At 71.7% G+C, this 25,742-nt stretch carries 25 protein-coding genes and 1 pseudogene; 13 read left to right on the plus strand and 13 right to left on the minus strand.

The window, feature by feature from the left end:
- The first annotated feature begins 1 nt into the window (after position 1).
- The gene (locus ACGFH9_RS05425; RefSeq protein WP_393215699.1) at positions 2 to 1,009 is read left to right on the plus strand and encodes an anion permease; all 1,008 of its coding nucleotides are present in this window, start codon (positions 2 to 4) and stop codon (positions 1,007 to 1,009) included.
- Positions 1,010 to 1,060: 51 nt separating this feature from the next.
- On the opposite strand, the gene ACGFH9_RS05430 is transcribed toward ACGFH9_RS05425, so the two are convergent.
- Entirely contained in the window at positions 1,061 to 2,029 is a 969-nt protein-coding gene (locus ACGFH9_RS05430; protein ID WP_393215702.1) for a Gfo/Idh/MocA family protein, read from the minus strand.
- Between the two features lie 303 nt (positions 2,030 to 2,332).
- Between ACGFH9_RS05430 and ACGFH9_RS05435 the strand changes: the two genes are divergently transcribed.
- Entirely contained in the window at positions 2,333 to 3,166 is an 834-nt protein-coding gene (locus tag ACGFH9_RS05435) for an NUDIX hydrolase (protein ID WP_393215705.1), read from the plus strand.
- Positions 3,167 to 3,250: 84 nt separating this feature from the next.
- Here ACGFH9_RS05435 and pstB read toward each other — a convergent pair whose 3' ends face one another.
- The 7 genes from pstB to ACGFH9_RS05470 form a co-directional block, all read right to left on the minus strand.
- Positions 3,251 to 4,027, minus strand: a complete 777-nt coding sequence (pstB, locus tag ACGFH9_RS05440; protein WP_099848932.1) for a phosphate ABC transporter ATP-binding protein PstB — start codon at positions 4,025 to 4,027, stop codon at positions 3,251 to 3,253.
- A gap of 17 nt (positions 4,028 to 4,044) precedes the next feature.
- The gene (gene pstA / locus ACGFH9_RS05445) at positions 4,045 to 5,133 is read right to left on the minus strand and encodes a phosphate ABC transporter permease PstA (protein ID WP_393215708.1); all 1,089 of its coding nucleotides are present in this window, start codon (positions 5,131 to 5,133) and stop codon (positions 4,045 to 4,047) included.
- Positions 5,130 to 6,224 (minus strand): phosphate ABC transporter permease subunit PstC, encoded by a 1,095-nt coding sequence (pstC, locus tag ACGFH9_RS05450; protein WP_357128991.1) that lies wholly within the window; start codon positions 6,222 to 6,224, stop codon positions 5,130 to 5,132. Before pstC ends, pstA begins: the two co-directional genes overlap by 4 nt.
- A gap of 41 nt (positions 6,225 to 6,265) precedes the next feature.
- Positions 6,266 to 7,375, minus strand: coding sequence for a phosphate ABC transporter substrate-binding protein PstS (gene pstS / locus ACGFH9_RS05455; RefSeq protein ID WP_357128994.1), 1,110 nt, complete (start codon positions 7,373 to 7,375; stop codon positions 6,266 to 6,268).
- Positions 7,376 to 7,589: 214 nt separating this feature from the next.
- Complete coding sequence (gene mshD / locus ACGFH9_RS05460; RefSeq protein ID WP_393215713.1) at positions 7,590 to 8,516, minus strand: mycothiol synthase; 927 nt, start codon at positions 8,514 to 8,516, stop codon at positions 7,590 to 7,592.
- A gap of 87 nt (positions 8,517 to 8,603) precedes the next feature.
- Positions 8,604 to 9,491, minus strand: a complete 888-nt coding sequence (locus ACGFH9_RS05465; RefSeq protein WP_393215720.1) for a polysaccharide deacetylase family protein — start codon at positions 9,489 to 9,491, stop codon at positions 8,604 to 8,606.
- A gap of 136 nt (positions 9,492 to 9,627) precedes the next feature.
- The gene (locus tag ACGFH9_RS05470; RefSeq protein WP_179781168.1) at positions 9,628 to 10,347 is read right to left on the minus strand and encodes a response regulator transcription factor; all 720 of its coding nucleotides are present in this window, start codon (positions 10,345 to 10,347) and stop codon (positions 9,628 to 9,630) included.
- A gap of 241 nt (positions 10,348 to 10,588) precedes the next feature.
- Between ACGFH9_RS05470 and ACGFH9_RS05475 the strand changes: the two genes are divergently transcribed.
- From ACGFH9_RS05475 to ACGFH9_RS05495, 5 genes are all read left to right on the plus strand, one after another.
- Complete coding sequence (locus ACGFH9_RS05475) at positions 10,589 to 11,641, plus strand: hypothetical protein (RefSeq protein ID WP_393215723.1); 1,053 nt, start codon at positions 10,589 to 10,591, stop codon at positions 11,639 to 11,641.
- Positions 11,642 to 11,746: 105 nt separating this feature from the next.
- Positions 11,747 to 12,535: a DUF2993 domain-containing protein gene (locus ACGFH9_RS05480; protein WP_355242604.1), complete on the plus strand. Its 789-nt coding sequence runs from the start codon at positions 11,747 to 11,749 to the stop codon at positions 12,533 to 12,535.
- A 116-nt stretch (positions 12,536 to 12,651) separates the two neighbouring features.
- Positions 12,652 to 12,729: an Ms5788A family Cys-rich leader peptide gene (locus tag ACGFH9_RS05485; protein WP_310503780.1), complete on the plus strand. Its 78-nt coding sequence runs from the start codon at positions 12,652 to 12,654 to the stop codon at positions 12,727 to 12,729.
- A gap of 210 nt (positions 12,730 to 12,939) precedes the next feature.
- The gene (locus ACGFH9_RS05490) at positions 12,940 to 13,788 is read left to right on the plus strand and encodes a sulfurtransferase (protein ID WP_355242607.1); all 849 of its coding nucleotides are present in this window, start codon (positions 12,940 to 12,942) and stop codon (positions 13,786 to 13,788) included.
- Positions 13,789 to 13,790: 2 nt separating this feature from the next.
- The gene (locus ACGFH9_RS05495; protein WP_355242610.1) at positions 13,791 to 14,111 is read left to right on the plus strand and encodes a DUF1416 domain-containing protein; all 321 of its coding nucleotides are present in this window, start codon (positions 13,791 to 13,793) and stop codon (positions 14,109 to 14,111) included.
- A gap of 65 nt (positions 14,112 to 14,176) precedes the next feature.
- Here the strand turns inward: ACGFH9_RS05495 and ACGFH9_RS05500 are convergent, their stop codons facing one another.
- Positions 14,177 to 18,550 carry a S8 family serine peptidase gene (locus ACGFH9_RS05500; protein WP_393215726.1) on the minus strand — a complete coding sequence of 1,458 codons (4,374 nt, stop codon included), beginning with the start codon at positions 18,548 to 18,550 and terminating at the stop codon, positions 14,177 to 14,179.
- A 165-nt stretch (positions 18,551 to 18,715) separates the two neighbouring features.
- On the opposite strand from ACGFH9_RS05500, the gene ACGFH9_RS05505 reads away from it, so the two are divergent.
- Positions 18,716 to 19,576 (plus strand): hypothetical protein, encoded by an 861-nt coding sequence (locus tag ACGFH9_RS05505; protein ID WP_393215729.1) that lies wholly within the window; start codon positions 18,716 to 18,718, stop codon positions 19,574 to 19,576.
- A 9-nt stretch (positions 19,577 to 19,585) separates the two neighbouring features.
- On the opposite strand, the pseudogene ACGFH9_RS05510 reads toward ACGFH9_RS05505, so the two are convergent.
- From ACGFH9_RS05510 to ACGFH9_RS05520, 3 genes and pseudogenes are all read right to left on the minus strand, one after another.
- Positions 19,586 to 20,804, minus strand: a pseudogene (locus tag ACGFH9_RS05510) (glycogen debranching N-terminal domain-containing protein).
- Positions 20,801 to 21,181 carry a hypothetical protein gene (locus ACGFH9_RS05515; protein WP_393215732.1) on the minus strand — a complete coding sequence of 127 codons (381 nt, stop codon included), beginning with the start codon at positions 21,179 to 21,181 and terminating at the stop codon, positions 20,801 to 20,803. Before ACGFH9_RS05515 ends, ACGFH9_RS05510 begins: the two are co-directional and overlap by 4 nt.
- Positions 21,182 to 21,252: 71 nt before the next feature.
- The gene (locus tag ACGFH9_RS05520) at positions 21,253 to 21,627 is read right to left on the minus strand and encodes a DsrE family protein (RefSeq protein ID WP_007465736.1); all 375 of its coding nucleotides are present in this window, start codon (positions 21,625 to 21,627) and stop codon (positions 21,253 to 21,255) included.
- Positions 21,628 to 21,639: 12 nt separating this feature from the next.
- Between ACGFH9_RS05520 and mtfM the strand changes: the two genes are divergently transcribed.
- Both mtfM and ACGFH9_RS05530 read left to right on the plus strand, forming a co-directional pair.
- Positions 21,640 to 21,744, plus strand: coding sequence for a small membrane protein MtfM (gene mtfM / locus ACGFH9_RS05525; protein ID WP_030327764.1), 105 nt, complete (start codon positions 21,640 to 21,642; stop codon positions 21,742 to 21,744).
- Positions 21,745 to 21,802: 58 nt separating this feature from the next.
- Positions 21,803 to 22,393 carry an FABP family protein gene (locus tag ACGFH9_RS05530; RefSeq protein WP_393215736.1) on the plus strand — a complete coding sequence of 197 codons (591 nt, stop codon included), beginning with the start codon at positions 21,803 to 21,805 and terminating at the stop codon, positions 22,391 to 22,393.
- A 3-nt stretch (positions 22,394 to 22,396) separates the two neighbouring features.
- On the opposite strand, the gene ACGFH9_RS05535 is transcribed toward ACGFH9_RS05530, so the two are convergent.
- On the minus strand, positions 22,397 to 23,278 hold the full coding sequence (locus ACGFH9_RS05535; protein WP_393215738.1) for an aminotransferase class IV: 882 nt from the start codon (positions 23,276 to 23,278) through the stop codon (positions 22,397 to 22,399).
- 69 nt (positions 23,279 to 23,347) lie between these two features.
- Here ACGFH9_RS05535 and ACGFH9_RS05540 point away from each other — a divergent pair, with 69 nt between their 5' ends.
- The 3 genes from ACGFH9_RS05540 to ACGFH9_RS05550 are packed head-to-tail and all read left to right on the plus strand — an operon-like array spanning position 23,348 to position 25,736.
- Complete coding sequence (locus tag ACGFH9_RS05540) at positions 23,348 to 23,776, plus strand: Fur family transcriptional regulator (protein ID WP_393215741.1); 429 nt, start codon at positions 23,348 to 23,350, stop codon at positions 23,774 to 23,776.
- Positions 23,773 to 24,885 (plus strand): YgfZ/GcvT domain-containing protein, encoded by a 1,113-nt coding sequence (locus tag ACGFH9_RS05545; protein ID WP_393215744.1) that lies wholly within the window; start codon positions 23,773 to 23,775, stop codon positions 24,883 to 24,885. Before ACGFH9_RS05540 ends, ACGFH9_RS05545 begins: the two co-directional genes overlap by 4 nt.
- 23 nt (positions 24,886 to 24,908) lie before the next feature.
- Positions 24,909 to 25,736: a 3-keto-5-aminohexanoate cleavage protein gene (locus tag ACGFH9_RS05550; protein ID WP_393215747.1), complete on the plus strand. Its 828-nt coding sequence runs from the start codon at positions 24,909 to 24,911 to the stop codon at positions 25,734 to 25,736.
- Positions 25,737 to 25,742 lie beyond the last annotated feature (6 nt).

Raw genomic sequence — 25,742 nt, forward strand, 5'->3', positions numbered from 1 at the left:
GGTGACTCCCGAACTCATCGCCGTGCTGGCGGTGATCGCGGTTGCCCTGGCGTTCGACTACACCAACGGCTTCCACGACGCTGCCAACGCGATCGCGACAAGCGTCTCCACCCGTGCGCTGACACCCCGGATCGCCCTTGGCCTCGCCGCGGTGGGCAACTTCATCGGCGCACACTTCGGTGCCGGGGTCGCCAAGACCGTCGGCGATGGCCTGGTCACCCTTCCCCCGGGGGTGAGCAGCCTCGGGGTGGTCTTCGCCGGGGTGCTGGGTGCCATCGCCTGGAACCTGATCACCTGGTACTTCGGCCTGCCGTCATCGTCCTCGCACGCGCTCTTCGGCGGTCTGGTCGGCGCGACCCTGCTCTCGACCGGCGGCCTCGTGCAGTGGGGCAACATCGGCGAGAAGGTCATCCTGCCGATGGTGCTCTCGCCGATCGTCGGCCTCACCCTCGGTTACCTGCTGATGCTGGCGATCCTCTGGCTGTTCCGCAAGGGCCAGCCGGGCAGGCTCAACCGGGGTTTCCGCCACGCGCAGACCGTCTCCGCCGCCGCCATGTCGGTCGGCCACGGCATGCAGGACGCCGCCAAGACGATGGGCATCGTGGTGCTGGCGCTCTACACCGGCGGTTTCCAGGAGAGCAAGACGCACATCCCGGGCTGGGTCTTCTGGACCTCGGCGACGATGTTGGCCCTCGGCACGTACGCCGGTGGTTGGCGGATCATCCGTACCCTCGGTCGTAAGATCATCGACCTTGGACCGCCGGAGGGTTTCGCCGCCGAGACGGTGGCCAGCGCGGTGCTCTACTTCAACGCCCTGGTGCTGAAGGCTCCGATCTCCACGACCCACACGATCACCTCGGCGATCATGGGCGTGGGAGCGACGAAGCGGCTCTCGGCGGTTCGCTGGAACGTCGCGGGCAACATCGTGATCGCCTGGATCATCACGTTCCCGGCCTCCGCGCTGATCGCCTGCGTCACCTACCTGCTGGTCCGGCCGCTGTTCGGCTGACCGGACCCGACGCGCGACAGGGCCCCCCGGACGCCGGGGGCCCTGTCGCGTTCACTCGTAGCGCACGCCGATCTGCTCGCGGACCGTGTCCAGCAGGGCCATCACCTCAAGGGTCGTGGTGTGCGGCACCAGCGGGCTCTCGGTGAGCCCGGCGGCCAGGCAGCGTCCCACCTCGATCGCCTCGTACTGGTAGCCGTTGCCGGCCTCCTCGGCGGTGATCGTCTCGGGCTCGGCGCCGTCCCGGTGCAGGGTCAGCGAAGCCGGCCGGAAGAACGGCTCCGGCAGGTCGATACGGCCGGTGCTGCCGGTGACCGAGGCGGCCAACGAACTCGCACCGACCATGCCGCAGCTCAACGTCGCCACCGCTCCGCTGTCGTACCCGAAGAGGATGCCGGTGTTCTCGTCGGTCCCCTCCGGGCCGAGGTGCGCCCAGGAGCGGACGTGCTGCGGCACGCCCAGCAGCAGGTGCGCCAGGCTGATCGGGTAGATCCCCAGGTCGAGCAGCGCGCCCCCACCCAGCGCCGGGTTGCGCATCCGGTGCTCCGGCGGGAACGGTCCGGCCACCCCGAAGTCGGCCCGCACGTTGCTCACCGTGCCGATCGCCCCGTCCGCGATCAACTCGACCGCCCGCAGGATCAGCGGGTTCGTCCTCATCCACATGGCCTCCATCAGGAAGACCCCGGCGGCGCGGGCGGTGTCCACCAGCTCGGTGCTGGTGGCCAGGTCGAGGGTGAACGGCTTCTCCAGCAGCACCGCCCGGCCGGCGGTCAGGCAGGTCAGCGCCGCCTCGTGGTGCGCGGCGTGCGGAGTCGCCACGTAGATCACGTCGACCTCCGGATCGGCGGCGAGCTCCACCCAGGAGCCGTACGCCCGCTGCGCACCGTAGGTGTCCGCGAACCGCTGCGCGCTGTTGACGGAGCGGGAACCGACCGCGACCAGCTCGGCGTCCGGTACCAGCCGGAGGTCTTCGGCGAAACGGCTGGCGATGTGGCCGGTGGCCAGGATGCCCCAACGAGTCATGCTGGAACGCTAGACGAGCCACGTGAACCGCCCGCTGCCTGGCCGCCGCCCAGCTCATCCGTCGGGACCTCGGCGCGCTCCTGGCCGCCCTCGCGCCGCGCGCCCCGCGCCGGGGCCGCGCGCCGGACACTGCGCACCGCGCGCCGCGCCGGCCGGGCCACCCCTCACCTCCGCCCTTTGCTCTGCTTCAGCCGACGCAACGGTGCCGGGGATTTTTGTTGCCTGGGTTGAAGCAGAGCAAAGGATGTGTGGGGGCGGGGCCGGCCCGCCTGCGCCGACCGGCCGGGGAACTAGGCTCGCGGCATGACGAGCGACAGCGACGGCTTCGCCGCCCCGGCCGCCCTGGTCGAGCACGCCCGCCGGTTCCAGGCCGAGGGCGGCACCCCGGCGGTGCCCCGGGTCGCGGCCACGGTGCTGCTGCTGCGTCCGACCGACACCGACTTCGAGGTGTACGTCATCCGCCGCGTCGCCGCGATGACCTTCGGCGGGATGTACGCCTTCCCCGGGGGCGGGGTGGACCGTTCCGACTCGGAGGCACACCTGGACTGGGCGGGCCCGACACCGGACGAGTGGGCGGGCCGCCTCGGCGTCCCCCCAGACGCGGCCCAGGCGGTGGTCTGCGCCGCCGCGCGGGAGGTCTTCGAGGAGGCGGGTGTGCTGCTCGCCGGCCCGGACCCGGCGACCGTGGTCGGCGACGTGAGCGGCGACGACTGGGAAACGGCCCGGCAGGACCTGGAGGGTCGCCGGCTGGGCTTCGCGGCGCTGCTCGCCAACCGTCAGCTCACCCTGCGGTCGGACCTGCTGCTGCCCTGGAGCCGGTGGGTCACTCCGGAGTTCGAGCCACGGCGCTTCGACACGTACTTCTTCGTCGCCCTGCTGCCGGCGGGACAGCGGACCCGCGACGTCTCCGGCGAGGCCGACCACACGCTGTGGATTCGGCCGGCGGATGCGCTGGCCCGGGCGCAGGCCGGTGAGCTGACCATGCTGCCACCGACGCTGGTCACGCTGGCCCAGGTGGTGGCCGCTGGCGACTTGGCCGGCGTGGCCCGCGCGGCAGCTCAGCGGGACGCCGCCACCCCGGTCACCCCACGCCTGGATCTGCCGCCGAACGGCGAACCCCGCTTCGTCCTCGGGTGACCCGTCGGGCGCTGAGGCGGTGTCGGGAATGGCACCGGCGCCCACGCCGGGAGGGCGGGGCGCCGGTGACCGGACGTGACCGGCTCAGCCGAAGCGGCCGGTGATGTAGTCCTCGGTCTTCTTCACGCTCGGGTTGCTGAAGATCTTCTGGGTGTTGTCGTACTCGATGAGCCGGCCCGGGTCGCCGGTCTTCTCGATCGAGAAGAAGGCCGTCCGGTCCGAGACCCGCGCGGCCTGCTGCATGTTGTGGGTCACGATGATGATCGTGAACTTGTCCTTGAGCTGGAACATCAGGTCCTCGATGGCCAGCGTGGAGATCGGGTCCAGGGCCGAGCACGGCTCGTCCATCAGGACGACCTGCGGCTCGACCGCGATGGTCCGGGCGATGCACAGCCGCTGCTGCTGACCGCCGGAGAGGCCCGCGCCCGGCTTGCCGAGGCGGTCCTTGACCTCGTCCCACAGGTTCGCCGAGCGCAGGGCCTTCTCGGCCGCGTCCTCCAGGATCGACTTCTTCCGGACGCCGTTGAGCTTCAGCCCGGCCACCACGTTCTCGAAGATGCTCATGGTCGGGAACGGGTTCGGCCGCTGGAAGACCATGCCGATCGTGCGCCGGACCGCGGTGACGTCCACGTCCCGGTCGTAGATGTCCTGGTCGTCGATGGTCAGGCTGCCCTCGACGCGGGCCCCCGGCAGCACCTCGTGCATCCGGTTGATCGACCGCAGGAACGTCGACTTGCCGCAGCCGGACGGCCCGATGAGAGCGGTGACGGTCTTCGGCTCGACGGTCAGGTTGATGTTCTCGATCGCCTTGAAGCCGCCGTAGTACGCGGTGACGTTCGAGGCGGAGACGCGCTTGGCCATGGTGGTACCTCCAGGGTTCATCGGCTGAGCCTGTTGCGACGGGCCAGCAGCTTCGCCGCGATCGTCAGGATGAGCACGAGGGCGACCAGGGTGAGTGCCGCCGTCCACGCCCGTGCCGGCGAATACTTCGACGCCTCGCCGGCCTGCTGGTAGACGAAGAGGGCCAGCGACGACTGGTTGTTCTCGAAGGGGTTGAAGTTGATCGCGGCGCCACCGCCGGCGACCAGGAGCACCGGCGCGGTCTCGCCGGCCGCGCGGGCGATCGCGAGCATGACGCCGGTGACGATGCCGGGCAGCGCGGTCGGCAGGACCACCCGCAGGATGGTCTTCCATTTGGGTACGCCGAGCGCGTACGCGCCCTCACGCAGTGGGGCCGGCACGAGGCGGAGCATCTCCTCGGTGGACCGGACGATGGTGGGCAGCATCAGTACGGCAAGGGCCAGCGCGGCGGCGAAGCCGGAGAAGCTCGGCCGGCCGTCGTTGAACCAGGGCGACACGATCAGCACCCAGAACGCCAGCACGAAGAGGCCGGTGACGATCGACGGGATGCCCGTCATGACGTCCACGAAGAACCGGATCGCGAAGGCGAACCGACCCCGCCCGTACTCGACGATGTAGATGGCGCAGAGGATGCCGAGCGGGACGGTGATCAGGGTGGCGATGCCGACCTGCTCCAGCGTGCCGATGATCGCGTGGTAGGCCCCGCCGTTGGCGTCCCGGGCCCCGATGTTGTTCATCGAGGTCTGGAAGAAGTTGCCGTCCAGCCGCTCGGTGCCCTTGCTGACCAGCGTCCAGACGACCGAGATGAGCGGCAGCACCGCCAGCACGAACGCGGAGTGGATCAGCGCGCTCCAGGTACGGTTGCGGGCCGACCGACGCCCCTCGACCACGTTGGCCGCAGCGAAGAGCCCGGCCAGGTAGAGGATCGCGCCGAGGACGACGACGAGGACCGGGCCGCCGATGTCTCCGCCGTAGACGATCACGGCGGAGAGCGCGAGGGCCGCCACGGCGATGACCGGTGCGGCGTACCAGGGCAGCCGCCGGGCCCGCAGTGAAGCCGGATGGGCCGGCGGCCGGGTGCGGTGGGAGGTGACGGTTGTGGTCATGCGGCGGACTCCGTGAACTCCCGGCGGCGGTAGATGATCGCCCGCGCGATGATGTTGACGATCAAGGTGATCGCGAACAACACGAGGCCGGAGGCGATCAGGGCGCCCCGACCGGTCTCGTTCGCCTCGGCGAACCGGTTGGCGATGTTGGCCGCGATGGTGTTACCACCGGACTCGAGCAGGTTGAACGAGATGGCGTAGGTGGAGCCGAGGGTCAACGCCAGCGCGATGGTCTCGCCCAGCGCGCGGCCCAGGCCGAGCATGACCGCGGCGATGATGCCGGGACGGCCGTACGGCAGCACCGCAGTGCGGAGCATCTCCCAACGGGTGGCGCCCAGGGCGATGGCGGCTTCCTCGTTGGCCTTCGGCGTCTGGAGGAACACCTCGCGGGTGAGCGAGGTGACGATCGGCAGGATCATGATGGCCAGTACCAGGGAACCGAGCAGGATCGAGTTGCCGTAGGGGCCGTCGCCGCCAAAGATCGGGATCCAGCTGAAGTACTTGTTGAGCCAGACGGAGAGGTCCGACACCGGGCCGATGAGGTAGTCGCGACCCCAGAGGCCGAACACCACGCTGGGTACGGCAGCCAGCAGGTCGATCAGGAAGCCAAGGCTGTTGCCAAGCCTGCGCGGAGCGTAGTGGGAGAGGTAGAGCGCGATGCCCATTGCCACAGGTACGGCCATGAGCAGCGCCAGGGTGGCGGTGAGCACGGTGCCGAAGGCGAGAGCGCCGATGCCGAACGTGGGCGGGTTGTCGTTCGGAAACCAGCCTTCGAAGGTCCAGAAGTTCGCGGAGTTGGCGCGTAGGGCCGGGATCGCCTTCGCGATCAGGAAGACCGCGATGGCCACGATGATGACCAACACTGTCGTTCCGGCAGCCAGGGTGAGGCCACGGAAGGCCCGCTCGGCCCCGAACTTCCGGTTTCGGGGCAGCGTGTCGCCGCCGCCGCCCAGCCCGGTGCCGCCCGGGAAACGGGTGCTGACTGGTGCCTCGGCCACACGCGCCGAGGCACCGGCGGGCCACTCGTGACTCTGGGTCACGCGCGTCCCACCGGTGCCGGCGTCGGCCGAGCGGTGAGGGGTTTCACCCATCTGCTCGCTCGATTCGGTTGCGGAGGTGTGGTGGTCTCGGATCAGGAGAGGTTCTTGACCGCGGTCTCGACCTTGGTGCGGACCGTCTCGGGCAGCGGGGCGTAGCCGAGGTCGGTCAGGGAGTTCTGGCCCTCAGCGCTGGCGGCGTGGCTCAGCAGACCCTTGACCAGCTTCAGCTTGTCGGCCGCGAGGCCCTTGCTGCAGACGACCTCGTACGTCGCCAGGACGATCGGGTAGGCCCCGGCCTCCTTGGTGTTGTAGTCGATCGACAGCTTGAGGTCGTCGCCCTGGCCCTCGATCTTCGCCCCGGCGATGGTCTTGCCGGCCGACTCAGCGGTCAGCGCGGCCCACTCGCCGGCACCGTTTTGCACCTTGGCCATGTTCAGGCTGGAGTTCTCGGCGTACGACCACTCGACGTAGCTGATCGTGCCGACCGTGCTCTTGACCTTGCTGGCCACACCGTCGGACTTGGCGGCACCGATACCACCCGGGGCCTTCCACGCCTTGGCGTTGCTGAAGGTCCAGTCCGACTCGGCGGTCTTCGACAGGTACTTGGTGAAGTTGTCGGTGGTGCCCGACTCGTCCGAGCGGTGGACCGTCTGGATGGCGGCGGACGGAAGCTTGGCGTCCGGGTTGTCCGCCTTGATGGCCGGGTCGTCCCACTTGGTGACCTTGCCGGCGAAGATCTTCGCCAGGGTGGCCGGCTTGAACTGCAGGTTGTCCACGCCGCTGCCGGCGTTGTAGACGACCGCGACCGGGCCGATCACCATGGGCAGGTTGAGAGCCTTGCCGCCGGCGCACTTGGCGTCGGCCTGCGGCTGCTCCTCCGGCTTGAGCGCCGAGTCGGAGCCGGCGAAGTCGGCGGTCCCGGCGATGAACGCCTGGATGCCGGCACCCGAGCCGGAAGCCTCGTAGTTGATGGTGGTGCCGGCGCACTTCTGCTGGTACGCCTTGATCCACTCGGCCATGGCGTTCTTCTGGGCCGACGAGCCCTGTGCGTTGACCGTGCCGGTACCGCAGTCGACCGCGGCGGCGGAGCCCGAGGCGCTGGCGCCGGAAGTGGGCTCGTTGTTGTCCGAGCCGCATGCACTGAGGCCGAGCGTCGCGGCAAGAGCGAGGCAGGCAATAGTGCCGTACCGCTGGAGCTTCACCTGAGGGGTTTCCCTTCGCGTCTGACTTGGCGCCCCGATCCCGGGGCCCCGAGGACCGGCACTGACCGGCTGACACGAAAGTTAGAAGTGCCAGGTAGCCGGTTCGCCGGTCGCAAGTGAACGCGAGGTGAACACGTACGGCCCCTGAGGTGACCGCTCGCTGAGGGTGAGTTGTCCGTTAAGTGAACCGGGGCACTTCGGTGCCCGTTGCCGCTCAGCCCAGGTGGTAGTTGATGTGCGCGGACCATCGGGCGAACCCGAGTCGCTCGTACAGCGCGACAGCCCCGGTGTTCGAGTCGTCGACGTAGAGCATCACCCGGTCCAGACCCCGCTTGTCCCGCAGGTACGCGAGTCCCGCCGTGGTCAGTGCCCGCCCCAACCCGCCGCCGTGCGCGGTCGGCTCGACCCCGAGCACGTACACCTCGCCGATGCGGGCCGACCCGGGCCGCTCGTGCACCTTCGTCCAGTGGAAGCCGAGCAGCCGGCCGGTCGCGGTCTCCTCGGCGAGCAGGAAGCCGGCCGGGTCGAACCACGGCTCGCCCAGACGGACCCGCAGGTCGTCCGAGGTCCACCGGCCCTGCTCGGGGTGCTCGGCGAAGGCCCGCGCGTTCAGGGCCAGCCATGCCGCGTCGTCCGTGTTGGGCCGGAACGCGCGCAGCACCACCCCGTCGGGGAGGCGTGGCTCGCCCAGCGGCGCCGCCAACGGCCGGCGGAGTTGCCAGAGCACCCGGGTCCGGGTGAAGCCGAGGTCCACGGCGAGTGCCGCCGCCGACGGGTGGTCGCCGTGCGCCCACGCCCGCAACGGTCCGGTCGCCGAGGCGAGCACACCTCGGGCCAGCGCCCGGCCGGTGCCCCGCCGCCGGTACGCCGGGTGCACCACCAGCTCCACCCCGATCCCGTCCACCGGGTCGGTGGTGTCCAGGTGCGCGTACCCCGTCAGGGTGCCGTCGTCCGCGCGGGCCAGCAGGTGCACGGCCGGAGCGCCCGGGTCGCGCAGGCGGAGCAGGACGTGCTCGTCGAGCGGGTCCGCGCCATCGGTGTCGCCCGCCGTGCGGGCCAGGGCCAGTACGCCGGCGATCTCCGTGGGGGACAGTCGGTCGGTCCGGGTCACCTGGTCGCTGGTCGGCTCCGCGCTGCTCATCCCGTCACCGTAGCCGCTGCGTCCCGTGCGTCCCGGACTGTCTGCCGAGTAGCGTCCCGGACCCGTCGCCGGAGGAGGGTGACCGGCTCACGTCGGGTCGGTGGGCAGCGCCTCCAGCTCGTACCGGGCGCTGAGCTCGGGCAGGATTCGGCGCAGCGCGTCGACAGTGCCCTGCCGGTCGCCGCCGGCGTCGTGCATGAGCACCACGCCCCCGGCTCGCGCCTGCGCGAGCACCGTCGAGGCGATCTTGTCGGCGCCGGGCGCCTGCCAGTCCGACGGGTCCACCGACCAGTGCAGAGGGGTCATGCCGAGCTGCTGGGACACCGACACCACCGGGTAGGTCCAGGCACCGCCGGGTTGCCGGTACCAGACGATCGCGGCGTCCGGCACGGCCGCTCGGATCGCCTCGTTGGTGCGTACCAGATCGGCGCGGATCTGGTCGGCGGACCGGTTGCCCAGCGTGACGTCGTGGTGCCAGGAGTGGTTGCAGAGCGTGTGGCCGTCGGCGACGATGGCCTGGATCAGGTCGGGGTGGTCCTGGGCGTTCTCGCCCACCACGCAGAACGTGGCCTTGACGTCGTACTCGCGCAGCGTCGCGAGGACCTGCGGTGTGTAGCGCGGGTCCGGACCGTCGTCGAAGGTCAGCGCGAGTCGGGCGGTTCCGGTGCCGGTGTGGGCGCCGAACAGCTTGTCGCCGCTGGCGTCGCGGCCCGTGCCGTCCTGGCCGGCCTCGGTGGGACCGGCGGCGTTCTGGCTGGCGCTGGTGCTGGGGCTCGCGGCCGACGGCCGCTCGGGTGGTTGGTCGGCGTAGTGCGGCCCGTCGGCGTCGGTGGTGACGCCGGTGGCGTGCCGCTGCGGCTGGTCGGGGACGAGGCTGCGGCCCAGCACGTACGCCGAGCCGAGCAGCGCCGCCACCACCACTGTCACGATCCCTGCCGCCCGCGCGGTCGAGCTGACCCGCGTCACGGCTTCCATCCGGTCGGCCGGAGCCGCCGGCCCGTCGCCCCCGTGCTACCTGCGCGCACCCTGAACCCCCCTTTTGCGACAAACCCGGCAGTCAGAATAGGACCGGCGAGATGCGCAAAAGGGGCATATGGGGAATCAGGTGGAGCTAGACGGGCAGCGGTGCGTGCTCCGCCTCGGGCAGGGACCGCGACGGCGGTACGACGAACTTGTAGCCCACCTGGCGGACCGTGCCGATCATCGACTCGTACTCGGAGCCGAGCTTGGCGCGCAGCCGCCGGACGTGTACGTCCACCGTCCGGGTGCCACCGAAGTAGTCGTACCCCCAGACCTCGCGCAGCAGCTGGTCACGCGTGAAGACCCGGCCCGGGTGCTGGGCCAGGAACTTCAGCAGCTCGAACTCCTTGTAGGTGAGGTCGAGCGGGCGACCCTTGAGCTTTGCCGCGTACGTGTCGGGGTCGATGGTGAGTTCCCCGGCCCGGATCGAGCCGCCGGCGCCGGCGGTCGCGTTGCTCAGGCGACCGACCGCGAGCCGCAGTCGGGCCTCGACCTCGGCGGGGCCGGCGGAGGCGAGGATGACGTCGTCGACGCCCCAGTCCGCGTTGAGCGCGATCAGGCCGGCCTCGGTGACGACCGCGACCAGCGGCACGCCGAGCCCGGTGGCGTGCAGCATCCGGCAGGTCGCCCGGGCCTCGCTCAACTCCGACCGGGCGTCCACCAGCACCGCGTCGGGGCTGGGCCCGGCAACCAGGGTGCGGACGTCGCGCGGCGCGGTACGCACCGAGTGTGGCAGCAGGTCGAGTGCCGGCAGCACAGCCGACGGTTCCCCTGCGCGTGCGGTCACCAGCAGCAGGATCTCCACGATCACCTCCGTCCCGGCGGCGCATCGCCGCACGCGACCAGACACACTCGTGAGGGAGTGCGCTGAGAAATTGCGTGGTCCCGGCGTCGCTGACGGGCGGGTAACGCGTTGAGCGTAACCGATCGCCTCGGCTGCGCCCGCAGGCCATTTCCCGTTTGTCTAGCTTGCCCCTGATAGTGGCACAGGTTTTAACGTTGCTGAAACCCGTGACCGTCGCGTCCGGCGGCCGATCTGGCACGATCGGGGCGTGTTTCCCTCCACCTCGCCCGACGCCGGCCGCGATTCGTGGGCCGACGGCCCCCGTCCGGGTCCGGCCGCTCCGACCCGTGGCCACCCGCCCGCGCCGCGTACCGGGCCGGCGCCCGCCGAGGGTGAGCGCCGTGAACGTGGTCCGCGCCGAGCCCGTCGTGCCGGAGAGCCGGCCCGTCGTAGCGAGGACGAGGTCGACGAGCCGGAAGAGGAGGTCATCCCTCCGGTCGAGGTGCACCGTCCGCTGGCGCTGACCATCGCCGGCTTCGCCGCGCTGCTCGGCGTGGGACTCGTGCTCGGCGCGCAGACGTCGGGTCCGGGCAACCGGCTGCCGTTCGCCTTCATCATCTTCGGCGTCCAACTGCTGTTCGTCCTCGCCTGGACGATGGCCATGCGCCCACCGGCGTTGCTGCTGGTCGGCGGGATCAGCGTCGTCGTCGCCGCTGCCGCCGACGTCGCCGCCGTCCGGAGCGACATCGCCGGTCTGGCGCCGCTGGGCTACCTGGCCGTCGGCGGCTTCCTCGCCGCCGTGCTCGGCCAGCTGGTCCGCCGGGTCGACCGGGTCCGGGTCACCGACTCGCTCGGCGCCACCCTGCTCATCGTGGTCGGCGTCGTGGCCTTCGGCACGCTGATCGTGCTCAGCCGCATCCCGGCCGGCACCCAGGCGATCACGGTCTGCCTGACCGCGAGCGGGGTCGCGTTGACCGTCGCCCGGCTCACCGACGCGGTGCTGCCGTGGCCCCGGCTGGCCCCGCAGGTGCCCCGGGGCGCGGCCGGCGTCGTCGGCGGCGCGATGGTGGGCACGCTGGGCAGCGCGTTGCTCGGCAGCTATCTGGTGGCCCCCTTCACCCCGACCAAAGCCGCGGTGATCGGCCTGGTCGCGGCCGTCACCGCCGTCCTCTCCGACCTCGCGGTGGGGTACGCGGAGGCAGGCCGCCTGATGGCCGGAGAGCCGCCCACCATGTGGGTCGCCCGGCACATGCAGGGACCGCTCGGTGGGTTCGCCCTGGCTGCGCCCGCCGCGTACGCCATGTGCATGCTCTTCCTCTGAGCCCACGGTTGAGGCCGGTGCCCGTCGGGTACCTTCCGTTGCGCCGCGCTGCGGCACGAGTTCGGACGTCCCGCCGTGTCGCGGTGGGCAGAGACAGGAGGCGGCGTGGCCGACGATTATCCGGCTGGCGAGACCCGGCCCCGACGGCGTGGACGCAAGGTGCTCATCGGCCTGGTCGTCCTGCTCCTCGTGGTGGCGGGTCTGCTCGTGGTCGCCGACCGGGTGGCGGTCGGCGTGGCCGAGCGGCTCATCGCCGAGCGGGTCAGCCAGGAGATCAGCAAGCAGGGCGCGCAGTCCACTGCACCCGACGTCGAGGTCGGTGGGGTGCCGTTCCTGACCCAGGTGCTCGACGGGCGGTACGAGCGCATCTCCATCTCGCTGCGGGACGTGCAGGCCTCGGTCGAGGGCGACGCCGTACGGCTGCCGGTGCTGGACGTCGACGCCCACAACGTGCGGGCCTCGCTGGACACGCTGCGTTCCGGCCAGGGTGACATCGTGGCCGACACGGTGAACGGCACCGGCACGGTCAGCTACGAGAGCCTGGCCGCGCTGCTGGACCGGCCCGGGCTCACCCTCGGCGAGCAGGGCGGCAAGCTGGCCGTCACCGCCCCGGTCGACATCCTCGGCCGGAAGTTCACCGTCGCCGGCACCGCCGACGTCACCGTCGGCGAGAACGGCAAGGTGGCCCTGCGGTTCAACAACCTGGACGCCGCGGGTCTGCCGAACCTGCCGCTGGCCCGCACGGTGCTCAACAACTACGCCAAGGGCATCTCCATCGACGTGCCCCTGCCCGACCTGCCGTTCCAGCTCGCGGTCCGGAAGGTCCAGCCGTTGCCCGAAGGGCTGGCGGTCACCGCCGACGCGAAGAACGTGCCGATCAACTCCGTCAGCTGAGTGGCGCGTCAACGGTCCGGGCCGCTGGGACGACGCGGCGGCCCGGTAGCCGGCCGATTCCCGGATGGTGGTCGGTACGGTGGTAGCCCGGTCACTGGCTGGTAGGCTCCGTGACCATGGGGACCCACCTCACCAAACGGCGCGCGGTCGACCTGTGCCGCGTGGCCACCTGCCTGTGTCGCCCTGTCATCTGACGGCGGGGCTGTTTTCGGCCGCCTGACGGCGGCCACCGGCACGCAGGGTCCTCGATCCTTTCCGGTGATCCCACCGAATGCCCGGCAGCGGCGCCGTCGCACGAACCCCGTGATCCCGTCCTTCCGCTGGGTCCCGCGCGCGGTGCGACAGTTCAACCCATCGATATTCGCGCGTTGGCTCACCATCCATCCTCACCAGGGAGTGATTCGATGAGTCGCGACACCGCACTCGTATCGGCCGAGTGGGCCGAGAAGAACCTCGACGCCCCGGGCGTCGTCTTCGTCGAGGTCGACGAGGACACCTCGGCCTACGAGACCGGCCACATCACCGGCGCCATCAAGATCGACTGGAAGACCGACCTCCAGGACCAGGTTCGCCGGGACTTCGTCAACAAGACCCAGTTCGAGGCGCTGCTGTCCGAGCGGGGCATCAGCAACGACGACACCGTGATCCTCTACGGCGGCAACAACAACTGGTTCGCGGCGTACGCCTACTGGTACTTCAAGCTCTACGGTCACCGCGACGTCAAGCTGCTCGACGGTGGCCGCAAGAAGTGGGAGCTGGACGCCCGCCCGCTGGTCACCGAGACGGCGACCCGCCCGGCGACCCAGTACGTCGCGCAGGAGCCGGACACCTCCATCCGGGCCTTCCGCGACGAGGTCGTCGCGGCGATCGGCACCAAGAACCTGGTCGACGTGCGCAGCCCCGACGAGTTCGCCGGCCGGCTGCTCGCCCCCGCCCACCTTCCGCAGGAGCAGGCGCAGCGGGCCGGTCACATCCCGACGGCGATCAGCGTGCCGTGGTCCAAGGCGGCCAACGAGGACGGCACCTTCCGGTCCGACGACGAGCTGCGCAAGATCTACGGCGACGCCGGGCTGGACGACGGCAAGGAGACCATCGCGTACTGCCGGATCGGTGAGCGGTCCTCGCACACCTGGTTCGTGCTGCAGGAGCTGCTCGGTCACCGCAACGTGAAGAACTACGACGGCTCCTGGACCGAGTACGGCTCGCTGGTCGGCGTGCCGGTCGCTCTCGGCGACGAGCCCGGGGAGGCCTGACGATGACCGCTCCCACCGCTGCGGGCTGCGCCGCACCCGACCAGGCCGCGCCCCTGCCGGCCAGCCTGGACCTCGAAAAGGAAACCGTCATCACCGGCATCGTCCGCTCGGCGGCGGACGAGGTCGTGCCGGGCGCGTACGTCCGGCTGCTCGACTCCACGGGTGAGTTCACCGCCGAGGTGGTGACCTCGGCCGCCGGGCAGTTCCGGTTCTTCGCCGCGCCGGGCTCGTGGACGCTACGGGCGCTGTCCCGGCACGGCAACGGCGACGCCGCCGTCACCGCTGGCCGGGGCATCAACGAGGTGGCCGTAACCGTCGCCTGACCCACCGCTTCGATCGACCGGGGCCGGCCACCCTCCTGGGTGACCGGCCCCGGTCGTGTGTGCGGTCAGATTCCGGTGGCTCTCGTGCAGGACGAGGCCGGGTCGAGGACGACGTCGAGGGTGTCGACGATGCCCGCCCTGACACGCGTGCGCTGCGTCTGCGGTATCCACCCGTCCTTGGCGACGATCACCTCGTAGCGGCCCTTCGGCAGCCACCAGACGTACCGGCCGTTGGCGTCCGCGGTCAGCGTCCAGCCGGTGGTCGTACCCACCCGGTTCACCCGGACCGTCGCCGCGACCCCGACGGTGACCCCAGCGCAGGTGATCCCGGTGACGGTGCCCTGGATCCTGCCCCAGCTGGCCGGCGGTGACACGGTCATCCGCATCGGCACCGCGGGGACCCGGTACGGCGTGTCGGATGCGATGCCCAGCTCGCCCGAGTAGGTGCCGGGCTGGGCCACACCGGCCGAGGCCGAGGCGCGCAATGTGACGGTGACCGTCCGGGCGGCGCCCGGTGCGAGGGTGAACGTGGCGGGTTTCGTCGTCAGCCAGGGTAGGTCCGCCTCTCCGGCGCACAGCTCCAGGCCGCCGAGCCGTTCACCGTCCGTGGAGCCCACGAACGACGACGGCGAACCACCGATCTTGTACGCGCCGCAGGCGGCGGCGCCCCGGTACCGACCGGACTGGACGTTGGGCAGGTCGCGCCAACTCCCGGCCACCGGGTCGTACGCGATGGTCCGGTTGGTCACCGTGGTCGACGCGCCCGTGACCCCGCCGGCCAGGACCAGGAGGTCACCGGCCGCCGCGTACTGGGAGCCCCACAGGTCCACCGGCAGGTTCGGCAGGGGCCGCCAGGCGTCCGCCGCAGGGTCGTACCGGTAGGCGTCGGTGTAGTCGGCGTCGCCGGTGCCCCCGGCACAGTAGACCGCGTTGCCGATCCCGCCGCAGGAGAGCCAGGACACCGTGTGCGGGTACGCCGCGCCGGTGCGGAACGTGCCGGTGCCCGGGTCGAAGACGACGAGCCGGTCCGATTCGGCGCAGTCGTTGTCCCGGCAGCCACCGGCAAGGTAGACCTTCCCGCCGGTGACCGCCCCGCCGGCCGCCGCCACCGGGAAGGGGTTGCCCGCTCCGGCCAGCGTGCTCCACGTGTCCGTGGCCGGGTCGAACACGTCCACCGAGGCGACGGTCTCGTCGTCGGCGCCCCAGCCACCGAAGACGTACAGCTTGCCGCCGACGGCAGCCGCGACCGGCTTGGCCCGGGCGCTCGGCATGTCGGGCAGCGCCGTCCAGGTGTCCGTGTCGGGGTCGTAGCGCCAGGCCTTTCGTTCCAGACCGCTGCCACCACCACCGCCGACGGAGTAGACCTTGCCGTCGAGGGTGGCCGCCGCGTTGTCGTAGACCGCCGCCGGAAGGGCCGCGATGCTGCTCCAGGCGTCCTGCGCCCGTGGCGCCGCCTCGGTTGCGGCCGGGCCGTACGAGGTGCCCGCGCGGGCCTTGCTGATCCCCTTCGTCCTCTGCTCGCGCAGTGGCGCACCGGCTTTGGACGGCAACTCGAACCGGCCGCTGCGTTCCACGAGGTTGACGGCGGCCGGCGCGCTGCCGGTGTTGCGTACCCGCAGCTTCGCGGTCCGGGTGCTGCCGTACGGCTGGTACGACTGGACGGTGGGCGGCGTGACGGTGAGCCGACCGGCGGCGAGCGCCACGTCCAGGCGGCGGACGTCGTCGGCCGGCACCGTCACCGTCTCCGTGGTCACCTGGTACGGCTGTCGACTGGCGGTGAGCCGATGTGCGCCGGTCAGCCCGGAGAAGAGCCAGTAGAAGCCGTCCGGCGTCCTCGGGTCGTCCGGCGTCGACGTGGACCTGCCGCGGTCCTGCGGGCGTTCGACGCTGACCACTGTGACGTCGTTGAGTGGGGTGTCGGTGTTGCGGTCGGTGGTCACGCCGAGCACCAGGCCGCCGGGTGCGGGCACGCAGTCACGGTTGACCACCTGCACGTCGTCCACCTGCCACCACCAGGCGAAACTGCCGTGGAAGCGGAACCGGACCCGGACGGCGGAGGCTCCGGCCGCCGGATCGAGCGGTACCTCCTCGACGAGCGGCCCGCGCCGGCTGGTGGTCTGGTGCCAGACCGTGTTCCAGGTGGCGCCGTCGTCGGTGGAGACGTCCACGTCGGCGGTGTCGCTCACCCCGACGGCCCGCCAGTCGCTGTGGAACCGCAGGACCGGTGCCGGTGTGCCGCGCAGGTCGACGGTCGGGGTCACCAGGTCGGTGTCCTGGGTCCGGCCGGAGCCCAGACGGTCGCTGTCGGCGATGGCGAAGGCACCGCTGCCGCCGGTGAGGTTGCCCCGCTCGCCGGCGTCGGTGAAGGTCCAGCCGCCGTCCTCGGTCCGGTTCCGCACCGACCAGCCGTCCGGGGTGGCGCTGCCGTCGAAGCTCTCGTCCAGCAGGGGCGTACCGAGGCTGCCGGTGTACCCGGCCGCCGTGCACGAGGTCTCGACCGGTACGGCGATGTCGGCCGTCACCGGACCACCCTCGGTGACCACGTCCCGGGTGGCCGTGCGGTAGCCGGGGTAGCGGGCGGTGACGGTGAGCCGGTACGTCGTGTTGCCCGGCACGGTGAACGTGTACCGGCCGGTGGCTGGGTCGGTGAACACCGGTCCACCGGGACGGCCGGCGACCTCGATCCGTGCGTAGAGCGGCCAGCCGTGCCCGGAGGCGTCGGTGATCCGGCCGTTGACGGTGACGGACGGGTTCGCGGTCAGGGCGAAGTCCCGGGTGACCTGCCCGCCCTCGGTGACGGTGACGGTGGCGCTCTGGCCGGCGTACCCGTAGGCGCTGACGGCGACGGTCGCCTCGCCGGCCGGCACGGTGAGCGCGTACCTGCCGTCCGCGCCGGTGGTGACGCTGCGGGTGCCGTCGCCGACTGTCGCACCGGCGAGCGGGTCGCCGCCTCCGGCCGCGGTGACCGTGCCGCTGATCCGCCCGACGGCGCCACGCGGCGCGGCCATCACCGCCGCGTACGCGTCCAGTCGGCCCTCGCCGAACACGTTGTTGTCGGCGGCGGTGCCTCCGCAGGCGGTGGCGTCGACGTCGTGGGCGGTCCGGTCCAGCAGCTCCTCGGTGGCGGCGATGTCGCCCCTGAGTGTCGGTGCGGCCGACCAGAGCAGCGCGACGGTGCCGGAGACGTGCGGCGCGGCCATCGAGGTGCCGTCGTAGGCGGCGTAGGAGTTGTCGGGGACGCTGGAGCGCACGTTGCTGCCCGGTGCGGCGACGTTCGGCTTGTACGACCGCGCGTCGGTTCCGCCGCCCCGGCCGGAAAAGTCGGAGATGGTGTTCTGCACGTTGTACGAGCCGACCGCGTACGCGTCGGCGTTGTCTCCGGGGGAGCCGGCGCTGCCGCAGGCCGGACCGTCGTTGCCGGCGGAGAAGACTCCGAAGATGCCGGCTGCACGCCAGGCCGCGATGGTCTGCTGGAACCACGGGTCGCCCCCCGCGCCGCCCCAGGAGTTGTTGACCACGTCGGGGCGTAGGTCGGGGCGGGGGTTCTGCCCGTTCAGGTCGGTCGGGGCCAGCACCCACTGGCCGGCCGCGAGCAGCGAGGCGTCGGTGCACGAGTCGGTCTCGCAGCCCTTCGCGGCGATCCACTTCGCGCCGGGAGCGACGCCGATCTGGTTGCCCGCTCCGTCGTCGCCGACCATCGTGCCCATGGTGTGCGTGCCGTGGCCGGCGTTGTCACAGGGCACCGCGCTCGGGCACACGCCGGCCGGGTCGTACCAGTTGTGGTCGTGGTCGAAGGTGCCACCGCCGAGGTTGCCGCGGTACGTCCCGACCAGCGCCGGATGGTCGTACTGGGCGCCGCTGTCGATGGTGGCGACGACCACGCCGTCGCCCCGGTCGCCGAGTTCGCTCCACACCCGCGGGGCGTTGATGTTGGTGAGCCCCCACTCCGGGCCGTTCGCCTCCGCGCGGCTGCCGGTGGCGGGCGTCGGTCGCAGCAGCGGGTAGCTGCGGCTGGGCTCGATCCTCGCCACCTCGGGCCGCTTGGCGATCTCGTCGAGCAGCCCGCGATCACCTGTCACGCGTACCGCGTTGGCGATCCAGTACGCGGTGTGTGGCGCCTTGCGGCTGGTGAGCAGCTTGCGCAGACCCTTCTGGGTGCGCGTGGCGGTCGTGGTGAGCAGGCGGTGCACCTCGCGGGCCCGGTCGTCCGGGTCACGCAGCTTCGCGGTCCTCGCCACTGGCGCGGTGCTGCGCAGGTAGACCAGGAAGGTGCCGCCGCCCGTCGTGCCGAGTTGGCGGAGCAGTCGCTGGTCGACGCGGGCGGGCGCGGGTCTGGGTTGGGTGGCGACCGCGGGCTGGGCGGTGAGGGCCAGCAGGGCGGTGCCGCATGCCACGGCGGTCCGCCAGAGAGTGGATCTCGGGTTCGATGGTCGGAGCACTGTTCCTCCCCACATGGGGTCCCGCTGGGTTCGGGACCTGCTCGGACGGTGCTCAATGACTAACGATTGGCCGGTGACCTGGCGTTATTCAGGCCGAGTGGCAGGTTGTCGGGCCGTGGGCCACTGCCATTCGGAGCGGAGGACAGCTCGTGACACCATGGCCGGGTGAGCGGTGCTGTCCAGACGGGTCGGCCCCCGTCGAGCGACCCCGCCCCGCCGGCACACGCCCGGCGTGGGCGGCGCTGGCTGCTGGTCGGGACCGTGTTGTGGGCCCTGCTGCTGGCCGGGCTCACCTGGCTGTCGGTCCGGAACGACCCGCCGACGGTGCGCGAGCAGCGCACTCTCGCCGAGGCCGTCCCGGTGGTCGAGCGGGCGGTCGGTGAGCTGGCCCGTGCCGCGGGGACAGCCGGGTTGCTGGAGCTGGGTCCGGCGCGGGTCAGCGCGGGATGCCGCGTCACCCCGCTCGCCGACGGCGCGAAGCTGCGTCGCGAGGTCGGTGTGCTGGCGCCCGCCGGCACCGAGCGGACCGTGCTGACCGCCATCGCCGATCGACTGCCGGCGACCTGGCGGGCCGGGGTCGGTCCCGGACTGGACGGCCCGGAACTGCGCGCCGACGCCGGAGAGTTCGTCGCCGTCGAGGGGCGGCCGACCGGGGACGGGCGGCTGCGGTTGACAGTCGACACCGGCTGTCGGCCGCCGGGCGCCGGCTACGAGCCCGCGCCGGCCACCGCCGCCGGCCCGGAAGCAGCGGCCCTCACTGCTGCGCTGACCGCGCTGAACCGTCCGGCCGGCGGCGCACCCGAGCTGGTCACCGCGCCGTGCCCGGACGGCACGCTGGCCCGTACCGCACGGTCCGCCGCCGGCTCAGGTCCGGCCACGGCCAGCGCACTCGCCCCGCTGGCCGGCGGCAACCCACTGCTGGACAACCCCCCGGTGTACGCGTACCGCGCCGGCGACGTGACCGTGCTGGCCGAATTCGCCCCGGACGCCGCACGGGTGGCCGCCACCGTCGGCTGCCCCGGTTGAGTCGCCGGGTCAGCCGGCCGTCTCCTGGTCCTGCGGACCCCGGCTGCGACCCAACGCGTCGACGCGGCCCCAGCGGCCGGGGATGTCCAGCAGTTCCACCCGGCCCATCCCCGGCGGTACGGCCGGATCGATGATCAGGTGTTCGCCCTGCGGTTCCAGCCCGAGCATCACCCGCAGCGACAACAGCGGGGTGCCGCTCGACCAGGCCTGCGGGCTGCACGCGGTGGGATACTCCACCGGGTAGCCCGTGCGGCTGCGGGTGTACCCGGCGAACGCCTCCGGCAGCCGCCCGTCGAAGTACTCCGACGCGGCCAGCATCGCGTCGCAGATCCGCCCGGCCTCCTCCCGGTAGCCGTACCGGCTCAGTCCCCAGGCGATGATCGAGTTGGTTGTCCCGGCCGAACAGGGTCATGAACCACGGCAACCCGGCGGCGATCAGCCGTGTGCCCAGGGCGATCGACTCGTAGCGCAGCGCGGCCAGGTCGTTGAGGCTGCGCCGGTACGCCCCGGCCAGCGGCTCGCAGTCGCAGCCGAGCGTGGGCGCCCGGTCGATCAGTGCCCGGTGCTCGGCGCGGATGGCGTCCCCGCCGCGGCTGCCAGAGAACCGCAGGGTGGTCCGGATGTCCTCGCCCCGTCCCCCCGTAGACGACGGTGGAGATGTGCAGTCGGGTCGTCCACTCGCTGTTGCGGTGGATCCGGACGCGGAACGTCATCCCGGCGACGTCGACCTGCGCCGGCACCGTCGAGCGGATCTGGGTCTCCCGGTGGAAGCCCTCCCGCCGGTACGTCAGGCGCAGCTCGTTGTCGGTCGCCTCGACCGTCGTCCGGCCCACCTTCTGCTGGGCGTGCTTGATCTCGAACAGGTCGGCGAAGTCGCTGCCCATCTCGATCCGGACGGTGAACTCGGCCTCCTCGCCGGAGTGGTTGTGGACGGTCAACTCCTCGTCGAAGCCACTTCCGATTTCCCGGCTGTGGATCACCGAAGCCTTGGCGTCCAGGTAGTGGGTGGGTTCGCCGGGCGCCAGGAAGAAGGTGGTCCGGTACGACTCGCTGGCGTCCACGGAGAGGGCGTGCAGCCGCTGGCCGTCGAGGTGAGCACCCAGCTCGACAGGAAGCGCGTGTCGAAGGAGAACAGCCCGGTCGGGAAGTCGAAGGACGGCTCGATGTCCCCGCGATGGTCGGTGACCAGGAAGGTGTCGCCGTCCAGGATGCTGACGAGGTCCTTCACGAACGCCGCCCGACTGCCTCGCGAGCGACCTCGCACGGGTCCCTCGTGCCCGGCGGGTCCGGGAAGAAGCGGCGGAAGGCCAGGAGGAGCACCACGTCACCGCTGAAGGTGCTCTCGTTGCGCAGCACGGCGGCGAGCGCCTGGGCCTCGCCGGTGATCAACCTGTCGAACAGGGTCGAGCTGCTGTACCAGACGGCGTAGGCGGGACCCCGTTCGCGACTGCTCTCTACGGCGCCCGGCCGCATTCGGACCAGCCAGTGCTCGGTCTGGTGGCCGGTGCCGAGGTCGATCTGGAGGGTTCCCGCGACCAGGCCGCGCAGGACCGTCGGGGCGCGCTCCGGCAGGGATTCGAAGAACCGCTGGGTCGCCTCGGTCACAAACGAATCGTAGGCAGCGCTTTGGGTTGCCGGGTCGGTATCCGAACTCCGCCACCCGGCTGAGTCAAGGATCAGTACACGAGCGCCTGTGCGCCCTCGGCCAACGCCTCCTCGACGAACACGGCGGCGCCCGCGATCCGCACGCCGGGCAGTACGTCGTCCGGGCCGATCTCCCGGCGGGCCGCGCACTGGGTGCAGGCGGTCACCCGACCGCTGGTCAGGATGACGTGTAGCAGCTCGGCCAGCGGTGCGGAGTGCGGCAGCTCGAATTCCTGGGCGCGGCCGGGCAGCGCGAACCAGGTCGACTCCCCGGTCAGCCAGAGCGAGACGTCCACGCCGGCCGCGACCGCCGTGGCGGCGACCGTGAATGCCTGGGCGCAGCGCTCCGGGGCGTCCGCCCCGGCGGTGACCTTGACGACGAGAGAGCGGGCCATGAGGCCCAGCATAGGATGGTCGGGATGGTTACCGAGATCGGGTTCGTCAGCCTGCTGGTCGCCGGCCTGGGCGGACTCGCCGGTGGCCTGGTCTACCTGGCAGTACGCATTTCGAGGGGACGCTGGTGAGCGCGAGGAGTGAGCCGGGTTTGCGAGCCCCGCAGTCGCGAACGAAAGGTGGCTCCGCGTGAGCGACGAGAATCCGCTGCAACCGCCGTGGCTGAACGCGCCTCCGGTCGACGAGTACCCGTACGAGGAGAGCTACGACCTGCGCGTCGGCCCGAAGCTGCACCCCGCGCTGGACGGCCTGCTGCCGTACATCGGTCTGTGGCGCGGTCGGGGCAAGGGTGGCTTTCCCACCATCGAGGACTTCGACTACGCGCAGGAGATCCGGATCAGCCACGACGGCCGGCCGTTCCTGCACTACGAGTCGCGGGCCTGGATCCTCGACGAGCAGAGCCGGCCCGTCCGCCCGGCCGGGCGTGAGGTCGGCTGGTGGCGGCCGGTGCTGGTGGACGGCCGGGCCACCGACGAGTTGGAGGCCCTGCTGACGGCTCCGACCGGTGTGATGGAGCTGCACCTCGGTAAGCGCACCGGCACCCAGGTCGAGTTCACCACCGACGCGGTGGTGCGGACGGCGACCGCCAAGGAGGTCACCGGAGGCCACCGTCTCTTCGGCATCGTCGAGGGCGCGTTGCTCTACGCCCAGGAGATGGCCGCGCTGGGTCACCCGCTCAGCCCGCACCTCTCGGCGCGGCTCGTCCGGGTCGGCGGCTGACGCTCAGTCGACGGGGAAACCCAGCAGTTCGTGCAGGGCAGGGGTACGCGGGCAGCGGTCCCGGCGTACCCCGTCCAGCATCCGCACCTCGACGAGTCCGCGTACCGAGGAGCTGAACCAGACGCCGTCGGCGGCGTGCAGCTCCTCGGGCGTCACCATCCGCTCGGCTCCGTCGAGGCCCAGTTCGTGCGCGTGGGCGAGCAGCCAGGCGGCGGTCGTGCCGGGCAGGATGCCGGTGGTGGCGGCGGGCACCGTGCAGATCGTGTCGCCGGTGAGCCACACCACGTTGGCGATCGGCCCCTCCAGGGCGTACCCGTCCGACGAGACCCAGAGCACGTCGTCCACCCCAGCCCGTCGAGCCCAGCGGCGGGCGGCGCTGTTGACCGCGTACGAGGTGGATTTGATGCCTGCCGGCAGCCAGTCCAAGCCGGTACGTGCGTCGGCGGGCACGCCCAGCGGCAGGATGGCCACGGTTATCCCGATCCGACGGGCCGTCAGTGACGACTCCGGCACCGCGCTCAGCGTGGCGTAGACGGTCGGCGGACCGCCGGCCTCCGAGCCCCGGGTGCAGACCAGACGCAACGCGCCCTCCACCTCCGCCGGCCAGTCGGCGAGCACCGAGTCGAGCAGATCGGTGAGCGCGTCGGTCGGAGGTAGCTCCAGGTCGACGGCCGCTGCCGCCGTGACCAGCCGAGCCAGGTGCTCGTCGCGCAGCCACGGCCGCCCGTGGCGCAGGTGCATCGACTCGAAGAGCCCGTCGCCGCGCAGGACGCCCAGGTCGTCGCCGCGGAGAACGGGTTCGTCCGCCGGGATCGGGCCGCGCCCCAGCACGGCGATCCGTGTGCTCGGCGTGGCCGGGACATTACCAACGGGCGACGTCACCATGACCGTCGAGCGTAGCGGCGGTCGGCGGCGCGCAGGGGGTCGGCGCGATTGCCGAACTATGATCGGACGGTGTCCGAATCCTCCCTCGCGGAAATGCTCCGGGCCCGTGGGCTGCGGCTGACGGCCCAACGGCAGCTCGTCCTGCAGGCGGTGCTCGATCTGGGCCACGCCACCCCGGAGCGGGTGCACGCCGCCGTCCGGGAGGTCGCGGCCGGGGTCAACATCACCACCATCTACCGCACGCTGGAGCTGCTGGAACGGCTCGGCCTGGTGACGCACACGCACCTCTCGCACGGTTCGCCGACCTACCACGCGGCGGGTGAGCACCAACACGTCCACCTGGTCTGTCGGGAGTGCGGCGCGATCGACGAGATCGATCCGGATCTGCTCCGTCCGCTCGCCGAGCAGTTGGAGGCGCAGCGGGGATTCCGGGTGGACATCGGGCACGTGTCACTCTTCGGAGTCTGCGGCCGTTGCGAGAACGGGGACCACAAATGATCGACATCGCGGGTGCGGTGGCCGTCGAGAGCATCGACGAGGCCAGTCGGGACCAGCCGGACCCTGCGCACGTCGCGGCGGGCGTACGGGGCGTCGCGGCCCACTACGGCGATCCGCTGCGCGAGCAGCGTGTGCTGGACACCGAGGTCGGTCTTGTCGACAGGTCACACCGGGGGATCATCGCGGTGCCCGGCGAGGAGCGTGCCGGTTGGCTGCACACGATCACCTCGCAGCACCTGTCGACGCTGTCCGCCGGTGAGGGCACCGAGCTGCTGGTGCTCTCCCCGCACGGGCATGTCGAGCAGCACGCCCTGGTCGCCGAGGACGGCGAGACCACCTGGCTGGACACCGATCCGGGGGCGACGGATGGCCTGCTGTCGTACCTGGAGAAGATGCGGTTCTTCAGCAAGGTCGAGCCCCGCGACGCCACCGCCGAACGGGCGCTGCTGTCGCTGGTCGGACCGGCGGCGACGGAGGCCCTGGGCACGCTGGGCGTGACCGGGCTGGCCGCACCGGACCTGGTCCCGGTGCCGGGTCCGAAGTTCGCCGCCGGCGCCGTGCCGCCTCGGGCGGGCATCCGGTACGACGTCCGACCGCTGCCGATCGGCGGCTGGGCGCGACGTGGCCCCCTCGGGGTCGACCTGCTGGTGCCCCGCTCGGCGATGGAGCAGGTGGTCGCCGAGTTGCGCGGCGCGGGCGTGCCGGTCGCCGGCCTGTGGGCGTACGAGGCGATCCGGGTGGCCGCCCGGCAGCCCCGGGTCGGGGTGGACACCGACCACCGGACCATCCCGGCCGAGGTGGACCTGATCGGTCCGGCCGTGCACCTGGACAAGGGCTGCTACCGGGGTCAGGAGACGGTCGCCCGGGTGCACAACCTGGGCCGGCCGCCGCGTCGCCTGGTGCTGCTGCACCTCGACGGGGTGACCACCGACCAGCCGCCGACCGCCGGTACGCCGGTGACCCTCGACGGCCGAGCGGTGGGCTTCGTGGGCACCGCGGTGCTGCACCACGAGCTGGGCCAGGTCGCCCTCGCGGTGCTGAAGCGGAACGTCCCCGACGACGCCGCGCTGATGATCGGCGAGAGCGCGGCGGCGATCGACCCGTCCTGACCGGCACGTCTAGGATCGCCGGCATGACGACAGGGACGTTGATCACGGTGGCCCCGACCGGCGCGGAGTCGGTCAAGGCGGAGGTGCCGGCGCTGCCGGTGACGCTGGACGAGCTGCTGCGCACCGCCAAGGAGTGCGAGGCGCTCGGCGCGGCCGTGATCCACGTCCACATCCGCGACGACGAGGCCCGGCCGACCCTCGACCTGGCCCGCCTGGCCGAGACGGTGGCGGCGCTGCGGGAGAGCACCGACCTGATCGTGCAGCTCTCCTCCGGCGGCGCGGTGACCGACCCGGAGGCGTCCCGGCTCGCCGTGCTCGACGCTCGCCCCGACATGGCCTCCTGCACGATGGGCACTGTCAACTTCGGTGACGACGTCTTCCTCAACCGCTGGGAGTTCATCGTCGACCTGCACACCCGGATGCAGGAGCGCGGGATCGTGCCGGAGTACGAGATCTTCGACCTCGGCCACCTGTCCGCGTTGCAGCGGCTGCTCGGCAGGTACGGGCTTCCGGCCGGTGGGCACGTGCACGTGGATTTCGTGATGGGTGTGCCGGGCGGCATGCCAGGCACCACCGAGACGCTCGTCGCCGCACACCGGATGCTGCGGGACCTGCCCGAGGGCACCACGTTCTCGGCCACCGGCATCGGTCGCAGCACGATTCCGGTGCTGCTGGCCTCGTTGTCGACCGGCGGACACCTGCGGGTCGGTATGGAGGACACGGTGACGTACGCCAAGGGCCGCCCGGTCGAGTCCAACATGCAGTTGGTCGCCCGCGCGGTCGGCTTCGCCCAGCTCGCGCAGCGGCCGCCGCTGACCACGACCGAGGCCCGCGCGCTGCTCGGCCTGTAAGGGCGG

It is taken from the genome of Micromonospora sp. NPDC049102, assembly GCF_043197485.1.
Classification (GTDB): Bacteria; Actinomycetota; Actinomycetes; order Mycobacteriales; family Micromonosporaceae; genus Micromonospora.